The sequence below is a fragment of the Flagellimonas marinaquae genome, from assembly GCF_023716465.1.
In the GTDB taxonomy this organism is placed as follows: Bacteria; Bacteroidota; Bacteroidia; order Flavobacteriales; family Flavobacteriaceae; genus Flagellimonas; species Flagellimonas alginolytica.
This window is the reverse complement of sequence record NZ_CP092415.1, coordinates 301,597-327,320: the sequence shown is the minus strand read 5'-3', so window position 1 is coordinate 327,320 and position 25,724 is coordinate 301,597. Positions and strand designations below refer to the sequence as shown.

General features: G+C 40.1%; 24 protein-coding genes and 1 tRNA gene. 11 read left to right on the top strand and 14 right to left on the bottom strand.

From position 1 onward, the window contains the following. The first annotated feature begins 20 nt into the window (after positions 1-20). The 6 genes from MJO53_RS01490 (at position 21) to MJO53_RS01465 (ending at position 6,812) form a co-directional block, all read left to right on the top strand. A complete protein-coding gene (locus MJO53_RS01490) occupies positions 21-902 on the top strand; it encodes a peptidyl-prolyl cis-trans isomerase (protein ID WP_252080180.1) in 882 nt (293 codons plus the stop codon). Continuing rightward, a complete protein-coding gene (locus tag MJO53_RS01485; RefSeq protein WP_252080179.1) occupies positions 886-2,283 on the top strand; it encodes a peptidylprolyl isomerase in 1,398 nt (465 codons plus the stop codon). The genes MJO53_RS01490 and MJO53_RS01485 overlap by 17 nt, the downstream gene beginning before the upstream one ends. Before the next feature lie 4 nt (positions 2,284-2,287). Next, complete coding sequence (locus MJO53_RS01480; protein ID WP_252080178.1) at positions 2,288-3,241, top strand: AAA family ATPase; 954 nt, start codon at positions 2,288-2,290, stop codon at positions 3,239-3,241. Positions 3,242-3,342: 101 nt separating this feature from the next. Further along, positions 3,343-5,610, top strand: coding sequence for an aconitate hydratase (locus tag MJO53_RS01475; protein WP_252080177.1), 2,268 nt, complete (start codon positions 3,343-3,345; stop codon positions 5,608-5,610). 78 nt (positions 5,611-5,688) lie between these two features. Next, the gene (locus tag MJO53_RS01470; RefSeq protein WP_252080176.1) at positions 5,689-6,249 is read left to right on the top strand and encodes a TlpA family protein disulfide reductase; all 561 of its coding nucleotides are present in this window, start codon (positions 5,689-5,691) and stop codon (positions 6,247-6,249) included. Then, complete coding sequence (locus tag MJO53_RS01465; protein ID WP_252080174.1) at positions 6,246-6,812, top strand: TlpA family protein disulfide reductase; 567 nt, start codon at positions 6,246-6,248, stop codon at positions 6,810-6,812. The genes MJO53_RS01470 and MJO53_RS01465 overlap by 4 nt, the downstream gene beginning before the upstream one ends. 2 nt (positions 6,813-6,814) lie before the next feature. Here the strand turns inward: MJO53_RS01465 and MJO53_RS01460 are convergent, their stop codons facing one another. The 5 genes from MJO53_RS01460 to MJO53_RS01440 all read right to left on the bottom strand — a co-directional run bounded on the left by MJO53_RS01460 (position 6,815) and on the right by MJO53_RS01440 (position 10,725). Further along, positions 6,815-7,267 carry a sterol desaturase family protein gene (locus MJO53_RS01460; RefSeq protein ID WP_252080172.1) on the bottom strand — a complete coding sequence of 151 codons (453 nt, stop codon included), beginning with the start codon at positions 7,265-7,267 and terminating at the stop codon, positions 6,815-6,817. Then, positions 7,264-8,106: a phytoene/squalene synthase family protein gene (locus MJO53_RS01455; RefSeq protein ID WP_224837732.1), complete on the bottom strand. Its 843-nt coding sequence runs from the start codon at positions 8,104-8,106 to the stop codon at positions 7,264-7,266. Before MJO53_RS01455 ends, MJO53_RS01460 begins: the two co-directional genes overlap by 4 nt. Next, on the bottom strand, positions 8,103-9,563 hold the full coding sequence (locus MJO53_RS01450) for a phytoene desaturase family protein (protein WP_252080170.1): 1,461 nt from the start codon (positions 9,561-9,563) through the stop codon (positions 8,103-8,105). Before MJO53_RS01450 ends, MJO53_RS01455 begins: the two co-directional genes overlap by 4 nt. A gap of 6 nt (positions 9,564-9,569) precedes the next feature. Continuing rightward, positions 9,570-10,469: a MerR family transcriptional regulator gene (locus tag MJO53_RS01445; protein WP_252080168.1), complete on the bottom strand. Its 900-nt coding sequence runs from the start codon at positions 10,467-10,469 to the stop codon at positions 9,570-9,572. A gap of 172 nt (positions 10,470-10,641) precedes the next feature. Further along, positions 10,642-10,725 (bottom strand) — tRNA-Leu (locus MJO53_RS01440). A 198-nt stretch (positions 10,726-10,923) separates the two neighbouring features. Here MJO53_RS01440 and MJO53_RS01435 point away from each other — a divergent pair. Then, positions 10,924-12,195 (top strand): mechanosensitive ion channel family protein, encoded by a 1,272-nt coding sequence (locus MJO53_RS01435; protein ID WP_252080166.1) that lies wholly within the window; start codon positions 10,924-10,926, stop codon positions 12,193-12,195. A gap of 2 nt (positions 12,196-12,197) precedes the next feature. Here MJO53_RS01435 and deoD read toward each other — a convergent pair whose 3' ends face one another. The 3 genes from deoD to MJO53_RS01420 are packed head-to-tail and all read right to left on the bottom strand — an operon-like array spanning position 12,198 to position 13,954. Further along, complete coding sequence (gene deoD, locus MJO53_RS01430) at positions 12,198-12,902, bottom strand: purine-nucleoside phosphorylase (protein WP_252080165.1); 705 nt, start codon at positions 12,900-12,902, stop codon at positions 12,198-12,200. A 7-nt stretch (positions 12,903-12,909) separates the two neighbouring features. After that, positions 12,910-13,548, bottom strand: a complete 639-nt coding sequence (deoC, locus tag MJO53_RS01425; RefSeq protein WP_252080163.1) for a deoxyribose-phosphate aldolase — start codon at positions 13,546-13,548, stop codon at positions 12,910-12,912. A 1-nt stretch (position 13,549) separates the two neighbouring features. Further along, on the bottom strand, positions 13,550-13,954 hold the full coding sequence (locus MJO53_RS01420; RefSeq protein ID WP_252080162.1) for a hypothetical protein: 405 nt from the start codon (positions 13,952-13,954) through the stop codon (positions 13,550-13,552). Between the two features lie 269 nt (positions 13,955-14,223). On the opposite strand from MJO53_RS01420, the gene MJO53_RS01415 reads away from it, so the two are divergent. Further along, on the top strand, positions 14,224-15,678 hold the full coding sequence (locus tag MJO53_RS01415) for a purple acid phosphatase family protein (protein WP_252080160.1): 1,455 nt from the start codon (positions 14,224-14,226) through the stop codon (positions 15,676-15,678). 520 nt (positions 15,679-16,198) lie between these two features. Here MJO53_RS01415 and MJO53_RS01410 read toward each other — a convergent pair. The 6 genes from MJO53_RS01410 to MJO53_RS01385 form a co-directional block, all read right to left on the bottom strand. Continuing rightward, entirely contained in the window at positions 16,199-16,954 is a 756-nt protein-coding gene (locus MJO53_RS01410) for a type 1 glutamine amidotransferase domain-containing protein (protein ID WP_252080159.1), read from the bottom strand. 18 nt (positions 16,955-16,972) lie between these two features. Further along, entirely contained in the window at positions 16,973-17,317 is a 345-nt protein-coding gene (locus MJO53_RS01405) for a 5-carboxymethyl-2-hydroxymuconate Delta-isomerase (protein ID WP_252080157.1), read from the bottom strand. A 211-nt stretch (positions 17,318-17,528) separates the two neighbouring features. After that, entirely contained in the window at positions 17,529-18,647 is a 1,119-nt protein-coding gene (locus MJO53_RS01400; protein WP_252080156.1) for a DJ-1/PfpI family protein, read from the bottom strand. A gap of 83 nt (positions 18,648-18,730) precedes the next feature. After that, positions 18,731-19,267: an NADPH-dependent FMN reductase gene (locus MJO53_RS01395; RefSeq protein ID WP_252080155.1), complete on the bottom strand. Its 537-nt coding sequence runs from the start codon at positions 19,265-19,267 to the stop codon at positions 18,731-18,733. 26 nt (positions 19,268-19,293) lie between these two features. Then, a complete protein-coding gene (locus MJO53_RS01390; protein WP_252080154.1) occupies positions 19,294-19,938 on the bottom strand; it encodes a hypothetical protein in 645 nt (214 codons plus the stop codon). A 53-nt stretch (positions 19,939-19,991) separates the two neighbouring features. Then, positions 19,992-20,495, bottom strand: a complete 504-nt coding sequence (locus MJO53_RS01385; RefSeq protein WP_252080153.1) for a Crp/Fnr family transcriptional regulator — start codon at positions 20,493-20,495, stop codon at positions 19,992-19,994. An 809-nt stretch (positions 20,496-21,304) separates the two neighbouring features. Here MJO53_RS01385 and MJO53_RS01380 point away from each other — a divergent pair. The 3 genes from MJO53_RS01380 (at position 21,305) to MJO53_RS01370 (ending at position 25,710) form a co-directional block, all read left to right on the top strand. Beyond that, positions 21,305-23,947, top strand: coding sequence for a tetratricopeptide repeat protein (locus tag MJO53_RS01380; protein ID WP_252080152.1), 2,643 nt, complete (start codon positions 21,305-21,307; stop codon positions 23,945-23,947). 180 nt (positions 23,948-24,127) lie between these two features. Next, entirely contained in the window at positions 24,128-24,277 is a 150-nt protein-coding gene (locus MJO53_RS01375) for a hypothetical protein (RefSeq protein WP_252080151.1), read from the top strand. A 131-nt stretch (positions 24,278-24,408) separates the two neighbouring features. After that, entirely contained in the window at positions 24,409-25,710 is a 1,302-nt protein-coding gene (locus MJO53_RS01370; RefSeq protein ID WP_252080150.1) for a hypothetical protein, read from the top strand. Positions 25,711-25,724: the final 14 nt, after the last annotated feature.

Sequence of the window (25,724 nt, the reverse complement as noted above, 5' to 3'; positions counted from 1 at the left end):
GTAATTGTTATTTTTGCGAAATGCTTAAGCACCAAAAAAATACGCTTTTCCTTTTTTGTGCATTGTTGGTCATACTTTTTTCTTCGTGCGAAGGTATGTTCAATAAAGATGAAGAAAAGGAACCTTTGGCACGTGTGGGGGATGTCTATCTGTACAAAGAGGATGTTGCATCGTTGGTAGATGATGACATGACAGCCGAGGATAGCACAATTTTCGTTACCAACTACATTAATACTTGGGCATCCAAACAATTATTGTTGACCAAGTCAAAAATCAACTTGCCTGGAGAAAAGTTGGCAGAATTCGATCGTTTGGTGTCCGATTATCGTGCTGATCTCTACACAAGGGCCTATATAGAAGCATTGGTGAACCAGTCCCAGGATACTGCTGTTACCCAAGGCCAATTGTTGGAATTTTACGAACAGGAAAAAGAAAACTTTAAACTTAACGAAAAGTTGGTGCAGTTGAGGTTTGTGGGCATGTCCAGTCAGTTTTTGGATAGGAAAGGTGTGGAGGACAAATTAAAAAAATGGGACAAGGCCGATAAGCGATATCTTGATTCTATTGCGGTACAGTTTAAAAAAATACATTTTAACGACTCCATTTGGGTAAGCGCTTCGAGGGTAATTGCAGAAATCCCGCCGTTGAACCGTGCCAATGAAGAGACGCACTTAAAAAAATCACAATTTTTTGAGTTACAAGATTCGTTAGAAGTATATTTGGGCTTGGTGACCAATGTATTGGAAGTCAATGAAACAGCTCCTTTTGATTATGTTGAGCCCGATATTAAACAACTGATCTTGAACAGAAGACGATTGAGCTACGTAAAAAAACTTGAAACCGATATTATTGATGAAGCCATTAAGAAGAAAGAATTTGAGGTTTATGACAATGAGAATTAAAGGACTTTCCATCGCATTTTTTGCCATTGTAGGATTGGTGCAAGCACAGGAAATGGACCAAGCACTTGGAACAGACTCCACGGCTAGTGGAAACAAAATAAAACTGGATGGAATTGCCGCAGTGGTAGGAGATTACGTAATCTTGGAATCCGACATAGACAAAACACTTATCGATTTAAAGAACCAAGGCGCCTCCACCGAAGATATTACACGCTGTAGCCTCTTGGGAAAATTAATGGAGGATAGACTTTATGCGCACCAAGCCGTACAGGATAGCTTGTTGGTATCGGACGATATGGTAAATGCACAAAGTGACCGACAGATACAACAGCTTACCCAACAGATCGGTAGTGTGGAAAAAATGCTCAGCTATTATAAAAAGCCGGATATGGAAAGTTTTCGTGAAGAGCTTTTTGAAATAAACAAACTTCGAATGCTTTCCGAAAAAATGCAAAGCAAGATCGTAGAGGAAATCGAAGTTACTCCCGAGGAAGTACGTCAGTTTTTTTACAAGATACCCGAAGATGAACGCCCGGTATTTGGTGCAGAACTGGAAATAGGACAAATTGTAAAACAGCCCGAAGCACCAGAAGAAGAAAAACAAAAGGTGATCAATGAGCTGAACAAGATCAGGCAAGATGTTCTGGAAAACGACGGAAATTTTAGGGTAAAAGCCATTCTACATTCAGAGGATCCCGGTTCTAGACCAAATGGCGGTTTTTACAGCATTACCAAAGAAACTCAATTTGTTAGGGAATTCAAGGATGTGGCCTTTAGTCTAAATGAAGGCGAAGTTTCCGAACCATTTGAGACTATTTTTGGCTACCATATCATTTTCGTGGAGAAAGTGAGAGGGCAAGAGCGGGATATTCGTCACATTCTCATGATTCCGGATATACCACAAAGCGCAATAGATAAAGCAGTAAGCGAATTGGACACGATTCGTCAGCATATATTGGATGGCAAATACACTTTTGCAGAGGCAGCATTGAACTTTTCCGATGAAAAAGAAACCAAGTTCGATGGCGGATTGTTGCGTAACCCTATCAATTTTGATTCTCGTTTTGAGCTTACCAAAATGGATCCAACACTTTACAACCAAGTTAGGGACCTAAAGGATGGGGAAATATCAAGGCCCATCCGTGAAGATGATCCAAGAGGAGGACCTCCAAAATTCAAGATCATGAAAATCTCTAACCGTTACGATGAACATGAAGCGGATTTTGCCAAGGATTATCTAAAAATCCAAGAGCTCGCCCTAAGGGAAAAACAGTTTAAGGCCATAAAAGAATGGATGGACGAGCATATCGAAGACACTTATATCCATGTGGACGATGAGAGTAAAAGCTGCAATTTTGCGAACAACTGGGTAAAGCAATAATTGTATGTCGGATGTAACAGCGGTTGAAAACCTGGTAAAAAAGCACCAAGATTTAAAAAAAGAGATCGCCAAGGTCATTGTTGGCCAAGAAGAGGTTATCGAGCAAATACTGCTATCCATATACACAGGGGGGCATTCACTGTTGATCGGTGTTCCCGGTCTGGCAAAAACCTTGATGGTCAACACCATTGCCCAGACATTGGGGCTGGACTTTAAAAGAATACAATTTACACCAGATCTAATGCCGAGCGATATCTTAGGTAGCGAGGTGCTGGATCAAAACCGCAATTTTAAATTTATAATGGGGCCGGTTTTCGGTAACATTATTTTGGCGGACGAAATTAACCGTACCCCGCCCAAGACCCAGGCAGCTCTGCTGGAAGCAATGCAAGAAAGAGCCGTTACCATTGCGGGCAAACAATACAAATTAAATCGGCCTTATTTTGTTTTGGCCACACAAAACCCGATAGAACAGGAGGGAACCTATCCGTTGCCCGAAGCCCAATTGGACCGTTTTATGTTTGCCATAGAACTAAAATACCCCTCCATTGAAGAAGAAATACAAGTGGTGAAATCTACCACTTCGGATAATGAAATCCAGATAAATACCCTGTTTAATGCCGACGAAATCATTGAGGTTCAGCACTTGATCAGGCGAATACCCGTTCCGGACAATGTGGTGGATTATGCCGTAAGACTGGTTAACAGAACCCGGCCAAATCAAAACGGTGCATCGGACTATGTAAATAATTATATCGATTGGGGGGCAGGCCCACGGGCATCACAAAATCTGGTACTCGCAGCTAAGGCACATGCGGCAATCCATGGAAAATTCTCTCCGGACATCGAAGATGTAAAAGCAGTGGCCCTGGGAATATTGCGCCATAGGATACTTAAAAACTACAAAGCGGAAGCAGAAGGTATCACAGAGGATAAAATTATTGGGGAATTATTATAAAATAATTTTCCTCGCACTTATTTAGTACGATTCTAATTCCAAATTACTTTACGATTTAGTAAATTTACCGAATTACGAAAATCTAAAAACTCAATTGTATAATGGCATTTGATATAAACATGATTAAGGGCGTTTACGCTTCCATGGGGGAACGCGTGGAAAAAGCCCGAGAACTGGTTGGTAAGCCCCTAACGCTTTCGGAAAAGATTTTATACTCCCACTTGTGGGACGGCGATCCAGAAAAGGCATATGTAAGAGGAAAGGATTACGTTGATTTCGCTCCCGATAGAATAGCTTGTCAGGATGCAACAGCCCAAATGGCCTTGCTACAGTTTATGCAAGCAGGAAAAGATAAAGTGGCGGTGCCGACCACAGTTCACTGTGATCACTTGATTCAAGCCAAAGATGGTGCTGCGGCAGATTTAAAGCATGCCAACGAGACCAGTAGCGAGGTATTTGATTTCTTGGGTTCTGTATCAAATAAGTATGGAATAGGATTTTGGAAACCGGGAGCAGGTATCATCCACCAAGTAGTATTGGAAAATTATGCATTCCCGGGCGGAATGATGATCGGAACAGATTCCCACACCGTAAATGCAGGTGGCCTGGGTATGGTAGCTATCGGAGTTGGTGGAGCCGACGCGGTAGATGTAATGGCCGGTATGGCATGGGAACTTAAATTCCCAAAGTTGATCGGTGTAAAACTTACCGGTAAACTTTCTGGTTGGACAGCACCCAAGGACGTAATTCTAAAAGTGGCCGAAATCTTGACCGTAAAAGGGGGAACAGGTGCCATTGTTGAATATTTTGGCCCTGGCGCAACCGCAATGTCCTGCACAGGAAAAGGAACTATTTGTAATATGGGGGCCGAGATAGGTGCAACCACTTCTACCTTTGGATACGACGAATCCATGGAGCGTTACCTAAGGGCGACCGATAGATCTGATGTAGCCGACGAGGCCAATAAGGTAAAAGAGCACTTAACAGCAGATCCAGAAGTATATGCCGACCCAGAGCAATATTTTGATCAAGTGATCGAAATTAACCTATCCGAGTTGAAGCCCTTGTTGAACGGTCCTTTTACCCCGGACTTGGCAACGGAAGTTGGAACTATGAAAGAAAAAGCCGAAGCCAATGATTGGCCTTTGGCAGTGGAATGGGGATTAATAGGATCCTGTACGAATTCGTCTTATGAAGACCTTTCAAGAGCATCGTCCATTGCGCAACAAGCGTTGGACAAAAAACTAAAAACAAAAGCGGAATTTGGAATTAACCCAGGTTCTGAGCAAGTTAGATATACGACGGAACGTGACGGTATCTTGGAAATATTCGAAAAATTGGATGCCAAGATATTTACCAATGCCTGTGGACCTTGTATTGGTCAATGGGCACGTTACAAGGACCCAAAAAATGCACCAAAGAACAGTATTGTACACTCCTTTAACCGAAACTTTGCAAAACGTGCGGACGGTAACCCAAATACCCACGCCTTCGTAGCTTCACCGGAAATGACCGCTGCAATAGCCATTGCAGGCCGTTTGGATTTTAACCCGTTAACGGACAAGTTGATCAACGAAGATGGCGAAGAAGTAATGTTGGACGAACCAACAGGATGGGAGTTGCCACCAAAAGGATTCGAAGTAAAGGAAAACGGATACGAAGAGCCCCAAAAAGATGGAAGTGGTGTGGTTGTAAAAGTTTCTCCGGATTCTGAGCGTCTACAACTTTTGGAACCTTTTACACCTATTACCGTGGATAACCTACAGGGTATGAAGTTATTGATCAAAGCCTTCGGAAAATGTACCACGGACCACATTTCCATGGCAGGACCTTGGTTGCGTTTTAGAGGTCATTTGGACAATATTGCCAACAATACGCTAATTGGTGCGGTAAATGCATTTAACCAAAAAACCAATTTTGTCAAGAATCAATTGACTGGAGAGTACGGCGGTGTGCCAGATACGCAACGTGAGTACAAAAAGAATGGAATTATGACGATAGTTGTGGGTGATCATAACTATGGAGAGGGATCTTCCAGAGAGCATGCTGCCATGCAGCCACGTCATTTGGGCGTTGCGGTCGTTTTGGTAAAATCCTTTGCAAGGATCCATGAAACAAACCTTAAAAAACAAGGGATGTTGGCCTTGACCTTTGCCAATGAGAGTGATTACGATTTGATTCAAGAAGACGATACATTCAATATTGTGGATGCTGCAGAATTTGCGCCGGACAAACCATTGACCATTGAGGTTGTCCATGCGGATGGAAGCAAGGATACCATCATTGCCAACCATTCGTATAACGATGCCCAGATAAAGTGGTTCAACGAAGGTTCGGCCTTGAACTTGATCAAAAAACAGAATGCTTAATTGTATCTAAATAATTTGTCAAAACTCCTGACGTTATACTGATGTCAGGAGTTTTTATTTTTTGAGAAACACAATTTAATGAAGATCAGTAGAAAGACCATCCTCAATGTTATATTGATTCTTTTCATCCTATCTTTTTTTGTTACTCCGATTGGGTATTATGGGAAAATTTGGTTGAACCGTGCTTTTTCATTTTCACCATCGGTAATAGAAAAGTCGGAACGTCAACAAATAACCGATTACGATTGGCAGCTAAAAGATGAAGATTGGAACTTTTTTAACTTTAAAAGATCTAAAGGAAACGTAATCCTTATCAATCTATGGGCATCCTGGCGATTGCCCTCCGAGGCTGAACTTGCAAGTATTCAAGAGTTATACGACAAATATAAAGGGAAGGTGGATTTTTACATCGTTACCAACGAAGAGCAAGAGCCTGTTAATGCTTTCATGGAAGAAAACAATTTTACATTCCCTGTTACCTATTTGATCATTGGGGAAAAAACCGCAGTGGATACTAGTAAAGTGCCAACCTCTTATGTAATCGATAAAGCGGGAAATATTGTAATCCATAACGAAGGAATCGCTGACTGGAGCACTACAAAGGTGTACAATTTACTGGATGAATTGATTGCGGAATGAAAATTACCAAAGAACAGATCAGTAATGGTATATGGATATTGGCCATCTTGCTAATACTTTTTACACCTATTGGTTTTCATGTAAGGGTTTGGGTCAATAAAGTGGTTGCTGTTGTAGTTAGTCCGGGCACGGTAAACAAAAACGAGCAGGCGGTACTGGAAGATTACCATTGGGAACTTGTGGATAGGGAGGGGAATAAAATGAACCTTATTTCTCACAAAGGCAAAGTTGTATTGATCAATGTTTGGGCTACATGGTGCCCGCCTTGTGTGGCAGAATTACCAGGTTTCGCCGCTTTGTACAAGGATTATGGCGATAAAGTTGTTTTTGCTTTTGTCGCCAATGATGAGGAGGACAAAGTTTCGGCCTTTTTAGAGAAAAAGGAATATGATCTTCCCGTTTATTTTCAAGCTTCCTATACGCCAAAAGTTTTGGCAAGCAACTCAATTCCTGTTACTTATATTTTAAATAAAGAAGGCAACATTGTGGTCAATAAAACAGGTGCTGCCAATTGGAACTCGGACAAGACCAGAGCACTTTTGGATAATCTACTTGCCGAATAAAATCAGTTTTTCTTAAAATATTTAAAGGGAACCAGCAACATGCCAAAACACTCGCCATCTTCTTTTCCCAGATGCTTGTGGTGAATTTTGTGCGCTCGGCGAACACCTCGCGCATACCAATTATTGGCGTTTCTAAATATTTTGAAGCGTTGGTGTATAAAAATATCGTGGACCATAAAATAAGCGATGCCATAGGCAAGTATTCCAAAACCCAATGGCCAGCCGTACCAGAAGGACGTATAGCTGCCCAGATAAAATAGTACCATGCTCACCACGGCATAAAAAATAAAGAAGGCATCGTTCCGCTCAAACCACGAGTCGTGGTCCTTTTTGTGATGGTCCTTATGAAGGCTCCACAAAAAGCCGTGCATGACATATTTATGGGTGAACCACGCCATAAATTCCATAAAGCAGAAGGTCGATAAAAATATTAGTATCCAAAGTGCTACTTTCATTGTACCAGTTGCAATTTATAGTTTACATAGGATTGGGCCAAGAGACCAAATTTTTGATAATTGGGTACTCGAATCCGGGTATTTTTGATTTCCAACGGGGGAGTGCTCTGTAATTTTTGAAGCAATTTTTTGTAGTAGCGATACGCAGTGTAGACTCCAAATTTAGCTTGTTCCGGTAATTGAACAATACCCGAATACCCTAATGCAAAATCAGCTTTAATTTCGTCCACGATACGTTTTTTGGAAGCTTCGTCGAGTTCCATTAAATCTGTATTCGGGAAATAAGTTCTGTTAAGTTCTTCGTAATCGGCTTTTAGGTCCCGGAGAAAATTTACTTTTTGGAAGGCAGAACCCAGTGCCATCGCAGATTCTTTTAATTTTTCGTATTTCTCTTTATCTCCTTGAACAAAAACGCATAGGCACATCAATCCCACAACATCGGCAGAACCATAAATGTATTCGCGATATTCATCAAATGTCTCGTACCTCTTTTTGGTAAGGTCCATTCGCATACTTTTCATAAAAGAGGCAACCAAATGGTAAGGTATATCGTACTTGTGATAGGTGTGCTGAAAAGAGTTCAATATTGGGTTGAGGCTAATTTTTTGCTCGATAGCGCGATCCATCTCATTCTCAAAAGCATCAAAAAGCTGCTTTTTGTCGTACTCATGAAAGGTGTCCACAATTTCATCCGCAAATCGAACAAAACCATAAATGTTGTAAATGTCCGCTCGGATGGAGGGAGCCAACATTTTGGTCGCCATGGAAAATGAAGTACTGTAGGACTGGGTTACAATCTTACTGCAACTATACGAAACGTCGTCAAAAATAGTTTTCATCTCTTTTCTTCTTTAATGATTAAATCGGCCACCAGTTTACCGGATATCAGGGAAGGTGGGACCCCTGGTCCGGGAACGGTCAACTGACCGGTAAAGAACAAGTTTTGGACCTTACTACTTTTAAGGTTAGGTCGCAAAAAAGCGGTCTGGCGCAGAGTGTTGGCCATACCATAGGCGTTTCCTTTGTATGAATTGTATTGTTCCACAAAATCGTTTACACAAAAACTATCTCTAAAAATTACGGAATTTTTTACAGATTGTTGGGTCAGATTTTCGAATCTGTCCATAATTATATCAAAATATTGGTCTCGCAGTTCGGGCGTATCCTCAAGGTCTGGAGCAATCGGTATCAAGAAAAATCCGTTTTCTTTGCCATTGGGAGCCATGGAGGCATCCGTTACGGACGGAAAATTAGCATAGAACAAAGGTTTGCTCGGCCATTGTGGGCGATCATAAATTTCCTCGGCATGCTGTTCAAAATCAGTGTCAAAAAAAAGATTGTGATGTTCAATGTTTTCCAGCTTTTTATCGAATCCTACATAAAAAAGAAGAGATGAAGGGGCGTATGTTTTTTTATCCCAATACTCCTCGGAGTACTGTCTATATTTTTTGTCCAACAGGGTTTCGGAATGGTGGTAATCCGCTCCACTTACCACAAAATCGGCTATCTGGTTTGTGCCCTTGCTTCGGATACCGAGCACTTTGCCCTCGGATACCAAAATATGGCTGGCTGGACTGTTGGTGTGTATGGTTACGCCCAAGGATTCGGCCAAACTCTTCATGGCCTTTATAATCTCGTACATTCCTCCTTTTGGATGCCAAGTGCCCAGTCCAAAATCGGCAAAATTCATAAAATTGTAGAAAGAAGGTGTATTACTGGGTTTTGCGCCCAAAAACAAAACGGGAAACTCTAGCGTGGATACCAATTTTGGGTTTTTGAATCGCTTTCTAACCTGCTGGCTTATGGTTTTAAAAAATTGGTCGACTTTTAGAACGGTTTCTTTGGTTACCAGTTCCAACGGTGAAAGACCAGGTCTGAGAACAACTTTGTTAATGGCAATGTTATAGTTTTCCTGGGCTTGGCCTATAAACTGTTTTAGGTGCTGACTGCTACCGGACTCAATACGTTCAAATTCATCACAAATGGCATCCATACAGTCCCCAATGGTCATGGTATCGTCTTGGAAGAAGATCTTGTAGGCGGGGTTGAGTTTGTCCAATTGATAGTAATCGGAAGTTTTTTTACCGAAATCGGCGAAGAATTTATCAAAAATATCGGGCATCCAATACCAACTTGGACCTATGTCAAAAGTAAATCCTTCCTTGGTCAGCTGCCTTGCCCTGCCGCCCACAGTGTCGTTTTTTTCAAAAATTTCAACGGAATAACCGGCCTTTGCCAAATAACAGGAGGCAGAGAGCGAGGAAAAACCAGAACCGATTACTATTACCTTTTTCATTCGTCTTTAAAGTGATTCAATAAGTTGGTCTATGGACTTGAAAATTTTTATGGGCTCCTTAGGTTTTAATTCTCCTATTTCTTGGATTTGATGTCCGAGGACAAACAATTGGGAGGTTGGGGATTTTTTCAGGACCTTTAGGAATTTATTAAAATAATCCCCCATATCATCTTTTGTAGGAGCAACAGTAAAATAAGAAACAAAGCGTATGTTGGTATAATATTTTAACAGATCTTCCAAGCTTTCGATGGGCATGGTCTGTCCCAAATATATGGTTTTGTACCCTTTTAAAGCCAATTGATAGTTAATGTACAAAAGACCTAATTCATGAATTTCGTTTTCTGGCAAAAACAGGACATACACTTCGTCTTTTCTGGAAGGTGTCTCAAACTGAAGCATCTCGGTGTGTATGTATATTTTCTGTTTGATCAAGTTCGAGATAAAATGTTCGTGGGCCGGACTGATCGTATTGGTCTGCCATAACAACCCGAGCTCGTTGAGCAGTGGTATAAAAACCTCGTTGAAAATTTGGGTAAAAGACTTTTCTTCCATTAGACCGTTGTAGGTTTTTAGGAAGAGTGACTGATCAAAATTGAGCATAGCCAACTTAAAAGAATTTATGGAGTGGCTTTTCTCGCTATTTTTAGCTATGATTTCGTTGACCAAAGATGGTATGTTTTGGTCCCCTAACTTGGCGATTTTGGAAATTTTGTACCCATTATTGTACAGTAAGGTTACGTTCAAGAGCTTTTGTAAGCTTTCCAAGTTGTAGGTGCGAATGTTTGTATCTGTTCTTTCCGGACTGAACAAATTGTATCTTTTTTCCCAAATCCTTATAGTGTGGGCCTTGATTCCGGATAGGTTTTCCATATCCCGAATGCTGAAAGATGTTTTTACATTGTTCATTGTTTGAGTTTAAACGTTAAACAAATTTACGATTAAAAAAATGTTGTCCTAGTTTTTTATCATAAATTTTAGAATCCACTTCGGTAATATCAGGCTTTTGGGAAAAAGTTTGAGGATTTTTCAGGAAAGGTTGATGAACAAAAAAACCGCAAGTTATTGCGGTTTTTTTCTGTGCCCACGACTGGAGTCGAACCAGCACGTCCTTTCGAACACTACCCCCTCAAGGTAGCGTGTCTACCAATTCCACCACGTGGGCCTTTGGAATTTTAAGTGTGCAAATATAATTTTTTTGTCTAAAAGGTGAGGGTATAAATATCTTTTTATGGGTTTTAAAAGAGTTTTATTGAATAGAGCATAGATTTGTTTTTAATTTACCCTAATCTTATTGTTTTGCTTTTGTTGAAGGGTGGATAAATTCCTGTAATTTTGTGGATTGTTGGCTTAATAACTCACTATGGACAAGGAATATGGTCGCTTATTGTACAACTATCTTCTAAAAACTGGCATGGCAGAAGGTTTGGCCACTTATCTCAATTTGATATTGCTTCTTTTGGGTGTTCTGGTCGTAGTGTTAATATTGGATCTGCTTATTTGGAAGACACTTCGCGCCATATCCGTTCGGGTAGCCCGTAAGTCGAAGAACAATTTCGATAATTTTCTGGTGACACACCGAGTTCCCAGATATGTAGCGCACATAGTTCCCTTTGTAATATTTCTAGAATTTATTCCTGTTGCGTTCGTGGATTTTCCTTATGCACAGGGTATAGCCCTGAAAACCACAAAGATTTTCTTTGTTCTGCTAATTCTTTTGATTTTCAGGAAGTTTTTCAAAAGTGTGAACGGTTATCTAAAAACACGGCCCAGATTTAAGGACAAGCCTATTGATAGCTACGTACAGGTATTTATGATCTTTGCCTGGATAATCGGAATACTTACCATTTTTGCCATAGTTACGGAAACAACGGTGTGGAAGTTTTTTACAGCGTTGGGGGCGGCCTCTGCGGTAATTCTACTCATATTTAAAGATTCCATTCTTGGTCTTGTGGCAAGTATTCAAGTTACCATAAACGATATGGTCCGCATTGGGGATTGGATCACATTCGAAAAATATGGTGCCGATGGTGATGTGATCGAGATAAGCTTGGCCACGGTAAAGGTCCAGAATTTTGATATGACCATTACCACCATTCCAACATATGCATTGATCTCCGATTCATTTAAAAATTGGCGGGGCATGCAGGTCTCGGGCGGAAGAAGAATAAAAAGATCTTTGTTGATCCGACAGAAAAGTATCCGTTTTTTAACACCCGCGGAAATAGAATCACTTAAGAAAATACACTTGGTCGAGGCATATATCACCTCAAGGAACGATCAGATCAATTCTTATAACGAAGCCAATCAGATCAATAAAGATCTGTTGGTGAACGGCAGGAACATGACCAATTTTGGTCTTTTCAGAAAATATGTTTCCAATTATTTGGAAAATCATTCCGCCATCAACAAGAAAATGACATTGATGGTAAGACAATTGCAACCGACCCCGCAAGGAATCCCTCTGGAAATCTATGCATTTAGTTCTGATAAAAGATGGGAAAACTATGAATACGTGCTGGCCGATATTTTTGACCATTTATTGGCGGCATTGCCCTATTTTTCTTTGGAACTTTTTGAATATCCCGTTTCCAAAAATGTGGTCGATTTTAGCGATGACACTTTGAATGCCTAGCTTTACGTTATTGCGGCTGCAAGGGCAATTTGGACCATGTCCCCGAATGTGGTTTCGCGATCCTTGGCCGGAAGACGTTCACCTGTTACCAAGGAGTCGGAAATGGTAAGGACTGTTAGCGCCTTAATATTGTATTTGGCGGCGATGGTGTACAAACCTGCCGTTTCCATTTCCACGCAAAGTACACCATATTGGGCCCATAACTTGTATTCCTCAGGATCATCGCCGTAGAACTCGTCCGACGATAGCACATTTCCTGCTTTTATGTTGATATTGTTTTCCCTGGCGTAGTTCACGGCCTTTATAAAAAGGTCAAAATCGGCTGTGGGCGAATAATCCGAGTTTATAAACCTGGAGTTGTTCATACCAGAAGTGGTGGATGCGGCCATCGCGAGGACCACGTCGTTTAGTTTTACATCTTTTTGATACGATCCTGCCGAACCTACACGGATTATATTTTTTACGCCATAATCATTGATGAGTTCATGAAAATAGATCATGGCCGAGGGCATTCCCATTCCACTGCCTTGTACCGAAACCCGATTTCCTTTATAAGTTCCGGTGTAACCCAACATGCCCCGAATCTTGTTATAGCAAATGGGATTTTCCAGAAAGGTTTCCGCAATCCATTTGGCCCGTAAAGGATCACCGGGCATTAAAACGGTTTCGGCAATTTCACCAGGTTTGGCTTCTATGTGAGTGCTCATGGAATACTTATTTTATTAAATCGGGCCCAGAGGATGTGCCAATTCTGGAAACTCCTAGCTCAATATATTTTTTTGCGGTTGCTTGATCTTTTACTCCGCCAGATGCTTTTATTTTTAGTTCGTCGCCGACTATCCCCTTCATCAGTACAACATCATCATAGGTAGCTCCTCCCGTTCCAAAACCAGTGGAAGTCTTTACAAAATCGGCTCTGGCATCCTTGGCTAAAGAGCACGCTTCCTCCTTTTCGGCATTGGTAAGGTAGCAAGTTTCTATAATCACTTTCAATACGGTTTCCCCTATGGCTTCTTTTATGGCCTTGATTTCTTCACGAACTGCATCGAACATGCCCGATTTTAACCAACCAATATTGATCACCATATCAATTTCGTCCGCACCATGGTCTATGCAGTCCATTGCTTCAAATATTTTGGCTTTGGTGGACATGGCGCCAAGTGGAAATCCGATTACCGCAGCAAGCTTTACTGGTGATTCCTTTATTGCTTTCTTGGCAACCGCAACATTACAGCCATTTACACAAACGGCATAAAAATGATGTTTTATGGCCTCATCACATAATTTTTGGATATCCGAAACGGTGGCCGTGGGTTTTAAATTGGTATGGTCTATAAAATCGGCTAATTCCATATTAATGGTTAAAGAGTTGCTTAAGTTTAAAGATCGTAAGCATTTCCGACCTGTTTTTTCCTGCAAACGAATTTGCAATGGAATCGGCAGTTTCAACAATCAGTTTTTTAAGACTTTCGGAAAACTTTTCGGGGTGATCTTTATAAAAATCCTTAAACTCGTTAAAATATTCATCTCCCTCCTTTTCTTCACCTTCCAGCCAATCGAACACAATCTCGATCTGATAGGCCGCATCGGTATGGAATTCGTCCTCAACATCGTCCACATCCAACCAGAACTGCCTAACATATTTCCGCAAGCGTTCGACTTCTTTGGGCCTAACATTGTTGTCTGCCATGGCCACGGCGTAAAATAATTTTCCAAGGTTTTGGTAAAATTCGTTTCCTATTTTCTCAGAATTCAGCATACCCTCATTTTTTAGTTTTCATAAATGTAGAACCAATACTACTTATTTTTTATGACATTGCTCAATAAATGTATGTCGTTGAAATGATTTAGGGGTTTGTTTCGCTCTCCATTTTAGTTAATCCCATGTTGATTCCATTTGATCTAAATTGAAACAACGCATCTATGCTAAATAATTATGACAATAATTTAACAAACAGATAAAGTAGAATAATATCGATAAATTTAAAGAAGTGCGTAATATTCAATTTTATAAATTAAACTAGAAGTATGGTAGCCAAACAAAGATTTTCGGCACGTAGATTTTCGTTGATGGTCATGTTGTCCATTTTTGCGATTTCGTGCAAACAGACCAATACCAAATCTAACGACCATCATAACCAAGGAGATGGAAATGATGGCCACCACCACACACACTACGTGGAGTTGGATACGGTGCTTTCCCATAAACTGATATTTCCAAGTAAAGTCCCGGATAGGGTAATTGCCAATTTGCCAGAGAATGCCTCCACAACACTAGCGGTGAACTGGCGTACCAATCAACAGATAGATACCGCTTATCTAGAGGTTGCGGTGGCTACCGATGGCCCCGAATTTAAATTGGGAGATGTTCAACGTATAAATGCATCTACCCAAAAATTTGAAAATAAGCATGAAAGGCACAATGAACCTTTGGTGAAGGCCAATTTTCACTCGGCCAGTATAACGGATTTACAGCCCAATACCACTTATGTATACCGGGTGGGAACCGATATGTTCGGAACAGATGGTGATAAACTTTGGACTGAATGGTTCCAGTATACTACAGCTTCCGATAAAGAAGGGGAGGAATTTAGCTTCATATATTTTGGTGATGCACAGAACGATGTTAAATCCATGTGGAGCCGTGTAATCCGAAATTCGTATAAGAAATTCCCGTCTGTGGATTTTATGTTACATGCAGGGGACTTGATCAACAGTCAAGATTCCAATTTGGAGTGGGGCGAGTGGTTCCATGCCGGAAGTTTTATCCATGCCACAGTACCAAGCATGATGACTCCGGGCAATCATGAATATCGGGGCGAAGAGCTCACAACTTTATGGAAGCCCCAATTTAATCTGCCCAAAAATGGTCCTAAAGATTTGGAATCGGTTTCTGAGACCACATATGTTTTGGATTATCAAGATTTGAAAATAGTTTCCATAGACGCAGTACTTTTTGATAGGAATGAAGAATCCAGGGAGCCACAAGTTCAATGGCTGGATTCTGTTTTGGCCAGCAACACCAAGAAATGGACAGCTCTGACCATGCACTTTCCCCTGTACACCCCTGCCCAGAGAAGAGAAGATAATGCCGCCTTGATAGAAAACCTTAAACCATTGATAGATAAATATAAGGTAGACCTAGTTTTGCAGGGGCACGATCATACTTATGCAAGAGGACAGATCAGTAACGAAAGCTCTGGGGTAACCACCATGTCCGACGCAGGAACAATCTACGCAGTATCCGTTAGTGGCCCTAAAATGTACGAATCCACCAATAAGGACTGGATAGAAAGAAGAGGGGAATTTACCCAATTGTTCCAGATCATAACCATAAAAGGGGATAAGTTGAGCTATGAGGCCTACACACCGATCGGAACTTTGTACGATGCCTTCGATTTGATCAAAAAAGGGGAGAAGAAACAATTGATCAATCGCATTCCAGATACGCCTATTCGACTAAAAAAGGATTTTGTTGAGTAAATAAACATTAGGGAATACCTCTTCTCCACGAAATTTAATATGCTAGGGGTAGGTATTCTGAAATATAGGCTGGTCGCTTTGGTTGTGCAAAAGCGACCAGCTTTTTTTATGGGTTGATCTTAAAACAAAAACCAATGAACGGTGTTCGTCGGTTTCCGTAAAAGTAACCTGACTGGGCTCGAATCTCCCTTCATTAGCCCAGTATTTATCAATATCCTGAGAAGGTTCACATCTGTTATTGACGAATTACTTTCTTAATTTCAGATATAATAAAACAGTTGGACATGATTGGCATTTAAATGATAAGTAATCGTTTACTTGAAATTTAATGGGGTTGGCCTTAATTTTTCATAAGTGTTCATAAAATCGATTAGTATTCAAAGATGATGATGACATGGGCTGGTTTTTACAGGTGAACTTTGGTCGAACAAAAGATGATTTTCTTCCCGGTATTGAATAATAATTGGTTTTCGTTTCCGATTTTCATTTTGGCAAGCACAAAAATTCTCATGCAAAAATTCTAATTATGTGTTTTTTCCATTTCATGTATCATTTCTTTGGCAACAATGGCGGAAGAGGGAAGAAACATCGTTGTTACAATTCGCTCGTCAACCAACACATCATGTTTATCGTTCAGGTCACTTTTGTTTTGAAACTTAGCTCCATTAGCACGTAATTGATCCTCTAGCATTATAGGCAACAAGGTTCCTTGTTTAGCCCAGCTTTTGGTAACCTCCGTTGAATTTGGAAATCCGGTCACTTTTTTATCCTTGACCATATATTCGCCATTACTCAGTTTGACATTGGCAAAAGCGCCAGGACCATGTCCGCATCCCCCGACGACTCCGACAGCTTCATATATATTGGCAATTATTTCAAGCATATCTTCGTTATCTGCAACATCAAATAGTGGCCCATAACCCCCTCCAATAAAAACAGCCTTATAGTTTTTATAATCTACCTGATCTGGTGTTAATGAGGCTTCAACCTTACCATTGAAATCTTCATATTTAATGGCATAACTGCTTATGCCCATAGGATCCATGGAGAAAGGCACCTTTTCACCCGTGGGTGAAACAAAATCCACTTCATATCCATGAGAAACAAAAATGTGGTATGGAGGTGCTACCTCCCATAGATTGTTGCCCGCGAAGTGTTTTTCTGGGTCTCCCATATCTTCTGTATTTGAAACTATAATTAGGACCTTCCCCTTTTCATCCTTAGTGCAGGCAAGGATAAATGAGACTATCAATAAGACTAAGCATACTTTTTTCATTTTTTACTTTATTAAAATTTAAACCATTTCTTTGTTACAATAGGTAGCTTTCTCGAAATCCCTTACATTCATTGAAATAATGGGAACCTTTGGAAACATTGCTTTTAATGCTGTTACAATTTGTTTTGACAGGTTCATTTTTTGGATAGTATTTCTTCCTTCCATGATGTTCGCAAAAACGTGGATGAAATCATCATCCGTATTTCCCGTATTGTAATGTTGAAAAGGACGAATACGTACTTTTATTTCTTCCGGCACAAATAATCCGGTTGATTTTACCGTGTCATAGACTTTCTGCATGATATCTTCCGGCAACTCCTGCTCTAGAATTGGTGTTGAACAGTCTATTACAAAATGTGGCATAATTTCATTTTTTAATTTTTTTGTCTCAACCTATTCACCTCATGTGATAGATCATCCTATTGTCCCTGCGTGCACTTTGTTGAAACTGACAATCCCTAGCAGTTAGATTGCAATGGCTTCGTCCTTTTCATCTGCATCTAAGTTTCCTAGGATTATTGGTCTTTAGCTCAAAACACACCTATTCGAACACCAGAGATAGACATTATCAGTTTCAGCTGGTGGATTTAAGCAGTTTTTCAGCTTGTTCTTTTAGCAGGTTTTTAGAAATCAATTCGTTAGCTATATCCCTTGCTTTTTCTTTTTCATCCAACGAAATATAGGTTTTGGCCAATAACAATTGTAGATTCTCATTAAAAAAGTATGGTGAGGCCAACTCGATCAATTCAGCTCCTTTTAATAATCCCTCATTGTTCTCGGTGGAGGCCAGAATTTTATAATAGCCGTAGGCTGCTATCAATGGTATGTCGTAGTTGGCTTTGTTTTTGGTAAGTTCTGTTTCAACCCATGCCATGGTTTTTGTGTTATCCAATAGGTCCTGTATTAGATATGCACTCCTCTCATCATTGTACAATGCTCTTTTAACAGGAGTAAGGCCCATAGATGCCACAACAGCTTCGGCCGTACCTGTTGTAGAGAACGGGTTTTGACCGGTAACAAACTTTCCCGACACAACAACTTTGGACAACATAAAATCAGTTTGCTTAAAAATGGCGCCCCTTGACTCTAATTTGGTTTCCAAGCTAAACGGGAACTCCTTTACCCATTTTTTTCCAAAAAGCTCCTCTTCTATATTACAAAAACTGGTTAACTCAACATCTTTGATAATGTAGTCATCACCGTTTTTGACATTAACAAAGGCCGCTGGACCATGACAAACCGATGATATTACAGCTCCTTGCTTAAGGTACAAATTTGAAATGATATCTTGAAGGGCAGGGTCGTAGGGCAGATCAAACATCGCTCCTTTACCGCCAACAATATAGATGGCATCATAATCTTCGGCACTAACATCGGAGGTAGCTTTGGTATCGTCCAGTAAACTGAGAGCTGATTTGTCCTCTAGGAATATTTTGTTGTAAGACTTGTCCTTGTTGTATTCGTCCGATTCTACCGGTCCTCCCTTTGGACTGGCGACATCAATGGATAGCCCATTATTTTTAAAAATTAAATAGGCTTGGGAGAATTCGTCAAATTCGTAACCCGGTCGTGTCGATCCCATATCCTTTCCATAACTACTGACCACCATCAAAACTTTTTTGTGGGTGTCTTTGGATTGGGAAAAAAGGATTACAGGTAAAATAAATGCAATGATTAAAATAGTTTTCTTCATTTTTTGATTGTAGATAAAGAACACGATCGGATGACTCTTTTGTTACACAATACATTGAGGTAACCGCAAATAAGAGATTCCTTTTATGATTGAATCGTTACTTTAAACCTGTTAAGCTTCGAACGAATATCTTCTTTCAAATTTTCGTCAGTGATTTTTCCATCCATAAAGTGTTCATAAAATGAAGGCAACGAAAAAGTATCCGTAACCTTTGCACCCATAAACGGAAAGTAGCCCCTTGCGGATTCTAATACGGTCGCTCCACCTCGAGTGCCAGGTGAGGTGGCCATCAAGAGCATGGGTTTTTCTCTCCATACCTTCATATTTGACCTGGATAGCCAGTCTAAGGTATTTTTAAACACTGCTGCATATGAGCCATTATGTTCGGCGAGTGATATCAGAAAGCCATCCGCAGTATCAAATATTCTGTCCAGTTTCTTGACTGCAGGAGGAATACCGTTCTCAGTTTCAAAATCAACCCCATAAATGGGCAAAACATAATTGTTGAGGTCGATTGGGATAATTTCTACGTTTTCAAGTAAGCTGGCCGTGTAGGTCAACAGAGTTTTGTTAATGGAGTTTTGACTGTTGCTTCCTGCTATTGTGATGATTTTTTTCATGATTTTTGTTTTTGGATTAATAGGATTTATAAAGTTTTTCGGTAATACAGGCCGAAAGATGTTTTTTCAATAGGGTCGGGACCATATTGGTCATAGTCAACGCCAATACCAATTTGGTGCCCTGTAAACGATACTCCTGCGCGTAACTGCTGAAAACTTCTTGAGTGCGTTTTAAATTTGTCCCAGATAGTTAAAAATTGTCCGTTTAACCAAAGGGAAGCTTTGTCGTTTATAGGTGAGTTGAACTGAAACTGCGCAAACACCTCGGCATAGCCGGCTTTCTTTTGTTCGGAATGGGCAACCGTGGGAATAAGTACAAACAGTGTCTGTGAATTTTTTAGAATGAGCCTTGCGGAAAGGCGTTCCGCATAACCGGCAAAACTGTTGTAATAAATTGAAGGGCCAACTCCTATATGCTTATTGATGTTCCAAAATAACGTGGGCTGCACGCCTACTTCATCAAAAACTGAGTTCTCGTTTTTTCTGAATTTTTGAAAGAAAGCAAGGGTAGCGATACTGAGCGTATTTTTGTTATTGATGGGATAACTTGAATAGATCGTGAAGTCTGTCTTGTCCAAACCTGAAAACAGCTCTACTTGGGTAAATTGCGCATTCAAGACTCCTGCAAATACAATGAATTTCAACGAAGTAAGTGTGACTATTTTTTTCATGCTTCAAAATTCCGAGAGGATTGCACGAAAAAAAATAAACTAGTTTAAGACTTTTACATCCGGTTGACCTTGGAGATGATCTTGCTCATAAACTCTGGAGTAATGCCAATGTAGCCCGCGAGGTCCTTTTGGGTAATTCGATGTACAATATTGGGATATTTTCGTTTAAATTCGATATAACGCTCCTCTGCGGTCAAGGATATACCCTGGTTGGAACGTTTTATATAGCTTATGAGTGATTTTTGATAGAGTATTCGGTAGAAGCGTTCGAATTTTGGTATCTCTTGGAAAAGTAAATCGTAATTGGTCCTTGAAATACCCAATAATTCAGAATCCTCGGTAGCTTTTATAAAATAATGCGATGGGGTCTTGGTCATAAAACTGGCCATGTCGCCCGTCCAATGATCCTCAACGGCGAACATAGAAATATGTGGAGTACCTTCTTTATCCAAAGTATAGACCTTTAGGCATCCTTTGGTTATAAAATATTCGTACCGGGCAATTTCCCCCGCTTGCAATAAAAAGGCTTTTTTTCTGACCCTTATTTTTGTAAGCAAAGAAGTATATTTCTGTTTTTCGAGCTCGGTCAAATCAATGAACCTACATACGTTATCAATAATTAGTTGATGTGGGTGCTCCAAGGTGAAGATAGTTTTGTGTACGTTCTTTAAAATTAAGGATTTGATCGAGGATGTAGCGAAGTTGTCCTCTTTTTTTTCAATGAATGGTTTGTGGTCGGTTGTCTGATTGTTTAATCTATTGAAAGTTTTGGTACAGAAAATTCAAATTTCAGTTGAAAACCATTCCAAATAAAAAAGTCTGCTCATGGTAAGCAGACTTTTATAAAGCGATATGTTTTTAAAGTGACCTGACTGGGTTCAGAACCTGTGTTCATCAGCCCAGTGTATATCAATATCCTGAAAGAGTTCACATTATATGTTGACGATTTGTGAACTTTTATGGTTGAATTTCTTTCGTCATATCAAATATAATTAAACTGTCATAAATGGGTGGAATTGTAATGATGAGTTGTCGTTTGTTTAAACTTTGATTTATCTCAGGTCCTCTTAAATCCCATCAAACTATTTTGAGGTCAATTGCCCCCAAGAAGAAGACTAATACTCCTTGCACCTAATTTAAGCCAGATATATTTTAGTTAACTTAGTGATTAAGAGTGATGAAAAAAATGGCCATAAATAAATATAATCTTATTTGCATTCTTACATCAATAGGTATTTCATCATTTGGCCAAAATATACCCCAAGAGTTTTTGACCAACCAATCACAAATAGATTCCCTTTCAAAAATCCCAGCATATGATGATGCACTTCTGCTGGCATTGCAAAATTTGAAAATTGCAAAAAATATGTCCTCACTTTTTCTCTTGGGCAAAGCGCAAAGTGAGGTGGCCAATAACTACTTTCACAAAGGAAATTACGATTCCACACAGCACTATGCCAAAAAGGCCATCGCTTTGGGGACGGAGAACAATTTGCCCGAAGTGACCACCAGTGCACTACTTTCCATTGGAAACATACATTATTCAAAGTTTGAAGATGTTGATGCAATAGCCACCTACCAGCAAATAGATTCCATTGCAGAATTTTCGGGAGAAAAGAACCCATATGTTGTCAAAGCGTTGTTCAATTTAGGCAAAGTACTTTTAAGGACCTACAGCGTACAGGACACTTCTTATATCGGAAAGTCTGAACAATATTTTAAAAACGCCATACAAATGGCTTCGGAAATAAATGATAGCGATCAGGAACACTACGGCTATATTATGCTTGGAAATATTTTTGGACAACGAAAGGAATATCAAAAGGCCAAGCCCTATTTTAAAAAAAGCTTGACATATTTTAAAAGCAACGGTTCCATTGAAAACGTAGCTAATATTTATTGGTCCTTGGGTATCATAGAGACAGACCTCAATAATTATGATCAAGCCGATGCCTACTATAAAAAAAGGCTTGCCCTGCTCACTGACACGGGGGACCCTAATCAAATTGCCAACGCCAATCGGGTCTACGCTGGGTTTCTTCTAAGAATTGGGCGCTATAAACAGGCCGTACCATATTTTGAAGACGCCTATGCCTATTTTAAACAAGCCGATGCCGGTTCTAGTGGTGTTTTGTTGGGAATCACAAAAAACCTAGCAGAATCCTATGGAAAAACCGGGGACTTTGAGCAAGCGGTCGAATACTATGGACGATCATTCGTTCTGCAAGATTCTCTAGAGGCCCGAAAGCAAAAAAGCCTTGCTCTGGACCTTGAAGCCAAATACCAAACACAAAAAAGAGAACAAGAAATAGCACTGTTGAAATCACAAAATGAACTCGCCGAACAACAAAAAAGGAATCAGCGTAATCTTTTTTTGGGAGGAATAGGTTTAACATCCGTGGCAGTATTGTTTCTCTTTGTGCTTTATCGCAACCGTCTAAGAACGAATCAAAAATTAAGAGAGCTGGATGTGGCCAAATCAAACTTTTTTGCCAACATATCCCATGAACTGCGTACACCTTTGTCTTTGATACAGGGTCCGGTAGAACAGCAACTGGAGCGTGCGGAACTAAGCCAAGAAGATAAGCGGAACCTGACCATTGCCAAAAAAAACACCCAACAGCTCGCTACTTTGGTCGATCAGTTGCTGGACCTATCAAAACTGGAATCAGGATTTTACAAATTGCATGTAGGTAAAGCAATATTGTCCACTTTTTTGAAATCACAGGCGGAATCGTTCTTGTTCAGCGCTGAAAAAAAGTCCCAACAACTCCAAATAAAAATCTCCAAAGATCAAAATCATTATTGGTTTGATGCTGACATACTTCAGAAGGTCGTGGGCAATCTTTTGGGCAATGCACTAAAATACAGCCCACAAAATGCCAAGATAAATTTTGAGGCGGAAACCATAGAGGGCGTTCTCTCATTAACGGTGACAAATACAGGTGTATCCCTAACAAAAAATGAATTAAAGGAAATATTCAACCGCTTTCATCAAATTCATACCAATAAAAGAGGCACGGGCATTGGACTGGCGCTTACCAAAGAACTGGTCGGATTGCATAAAGGAAAGATTAAGGCCAAGAGCGGTCCGGAAAGTGTCACATTTCATGTAGAATTGCCCATGCTTGAAACCGACTACTCAAACGAGGAAAAAGTAACTGGCACAAAATCAACAAGTTTAAAGGAAACCTATCAAGAAAATACAGATGCCGTTGAAGATGAGAGTAAAGTATCCAGTACGAAAAGTGATGAAAGCCGGGACATTATTTTGATCGTTGATGACAATGAGGATCTACGCACCTATGTTTCTTCTATTTTTAATGACGAATTTAATATTGTTACGGCAGATAATGGAAGCATCGGTTTTGAAAAAGCACTGAAACAGGTTCCCGATCTTATCATAACAGACCTGATGATGCCCGAAGAGGATGGACTGAAATTGACCGAAAATTGTAAGACCAACGATGCTACGTCCCACATTCCCATTCTAATGCTCACGGCAAAGGCCGGTGATGAAAATAGACTGACAGGATTGGAAACAGGTGCCGATGCCTATCTGACCAAGCCATTCAACAACAAAATTTTGAAGCAGACTGCCAAAAACTTATTGGAGAGCCGCAGAAAACTACAGGAGCGGTTTAGTCAAGAGATTATTTTAACCCCAAAGGACATATCCATCAGTTCTTATGATGAACGCTTCTTGGAGTCCCTCCAAAATGTTTTGGACGATCATTTGGTCGCATCGGACTTTAATTCAAAAGATTTTGCAAAAGCTTTGGGTATGTCCAGAATGCAACTGCACCGAAAATTAAAAGCGCTCACGGGACAGACCACTACGGAATTTATTCGTAGCCAAAGGCTAAAATTGGCCGCTTCGCTACTACAAAAAAGTGATGTCAATATCTCCGAAATTGGCTATCAGGTAGGCTTTAACGATCATTCCTATTTTACAAAGTGTTTTAGGGAAACCTATGGAACATCTCCCTCTGAATTCAGTAAAAAATAACCTTCCCACGTCTTCTTAAGGTCAAGGTTTTCTGCCTTGTTACATATTTCATAGCCTTTGATACATAATTCATAGTCCTCAGCATTATGTGCCATTATGTTTGCTCCAGCGTTGAATGGTGGCCTACAACCATGCATTCAAACTTACCGATTGACTAACACAAAAACACTTCATATCACCATGAAGAAAAAGAGGTATGAAGGCATACTTGAAGAAGTTCCCCGATATGAGATTTATTTGAACGTGAACAAATTGCAAAAGGGAAAATATAAGCTAAAGATTATGAATAAAAACAATGTCATCAAAAGCACACAGTTCTCTAAAGAATAGGCCAAGGAGAAAAAACTAGTAGGGCAAAAACTGGGTTTATTGCAATAATCTACCACAACGTAATGAATCACTTTGGCCCAGTCCCTTAATAAACAAACTATTACCAAGAACAACCTAAAATTAACATACTTATGAAGCTTTATTTCAAATCAATTATCGTTTGTCTTATCCTATTGTGCCAAGGTTGCGGCAATGATGACAATGGAAACGGAGTTGTCGTTATTGATGATGATGGTGATGAGCCAACTATAAAAACATTGGCAACCTTGACTCCGTCTAACAACGAAAGCCCAGTTTCCAAAACACCTTCGATTAGCTGGGAAAATTACGATAGCGACCAACCGATAACATATTCCTTATTCCTTGGAACTACAGAAAATTCACTGACCGAAATCGAATCAGGACTCACAGTTACTTCGTATGAGATTGAAACGGACGATGCCCTTGATTTGAACACCGACTATTTTTGGCAAATCATTGCTTATGAAGAGGGCGAAACGGTGGCGGAAAGCGAAGTTCAAACATTTACCACCGAACTCGTATTCCCAAGCTTAATTACTGAAGACGCTGCATACGGTTCCAGAAAAGCCGCCGGGGTTGAAGTCTTTGATGATAAAATTTGGGTGATTGGAGGACGAAATGAAGCAGATGTTGCCCTTACGGATATATGGTCCAGTGATGATGGTGAGAATTGGACGTTGGAAGGCGATTTTCCTTTTGGGGGCATCTATGGACATGAATTGATTGCCTTCAACGGCAAGTTATGGATTTACGGAGGTATTTCTGAAGGTATCCTGTCCAATAAGATTTTTAGTTCAGAAGATGGCATTGCTTGGGTGGAAGAAACGGAGACTACGCCATTTATACAATATCAAAATTCAAAGTTTGAAGTTTTTGGGGATAGCATATTTAGAATTGCCGGCTATTCGGGCGATATAGATGACCTATCCCCAGAACGCAATGTGTACAGCAGTATCGACGGATTGAATTGGAATTTGGAAATAGAAAATCACGGGTTTGATACCAAGTACAGTTTCCAAATTGAAAACTTGAATGAAACCCTTTATTCCTTCGAGCCCAATCCAGATTTGGACATTGAAGAAATCAGTACAAGGACCAGTATGGATGGAATCAACTGGTCGAGCCCGGAAGTCTCAGAAATCCGTGAGAGGGGCATAAACTCGGTAAGGACCGTAGTATTGGATGATAAAATTATATTGATGACCACCCCTGTGGATGGCCCAAACCCCGATTCAACCTTTTACGAATCTTCCAACGGAGTAGATTGGGTAGCTGCCACAACGATTGATTCGGTTCCAATAAGAGCCATTTTCTATGCATTGGTCAATCTAAATGGAGAACTATTTGCCATTGGTGGAACACAACGGAGCAATTTTTCAACAACAAACAATACCGTTTGGAAACTTAACTGAAGATCTTAATCAAT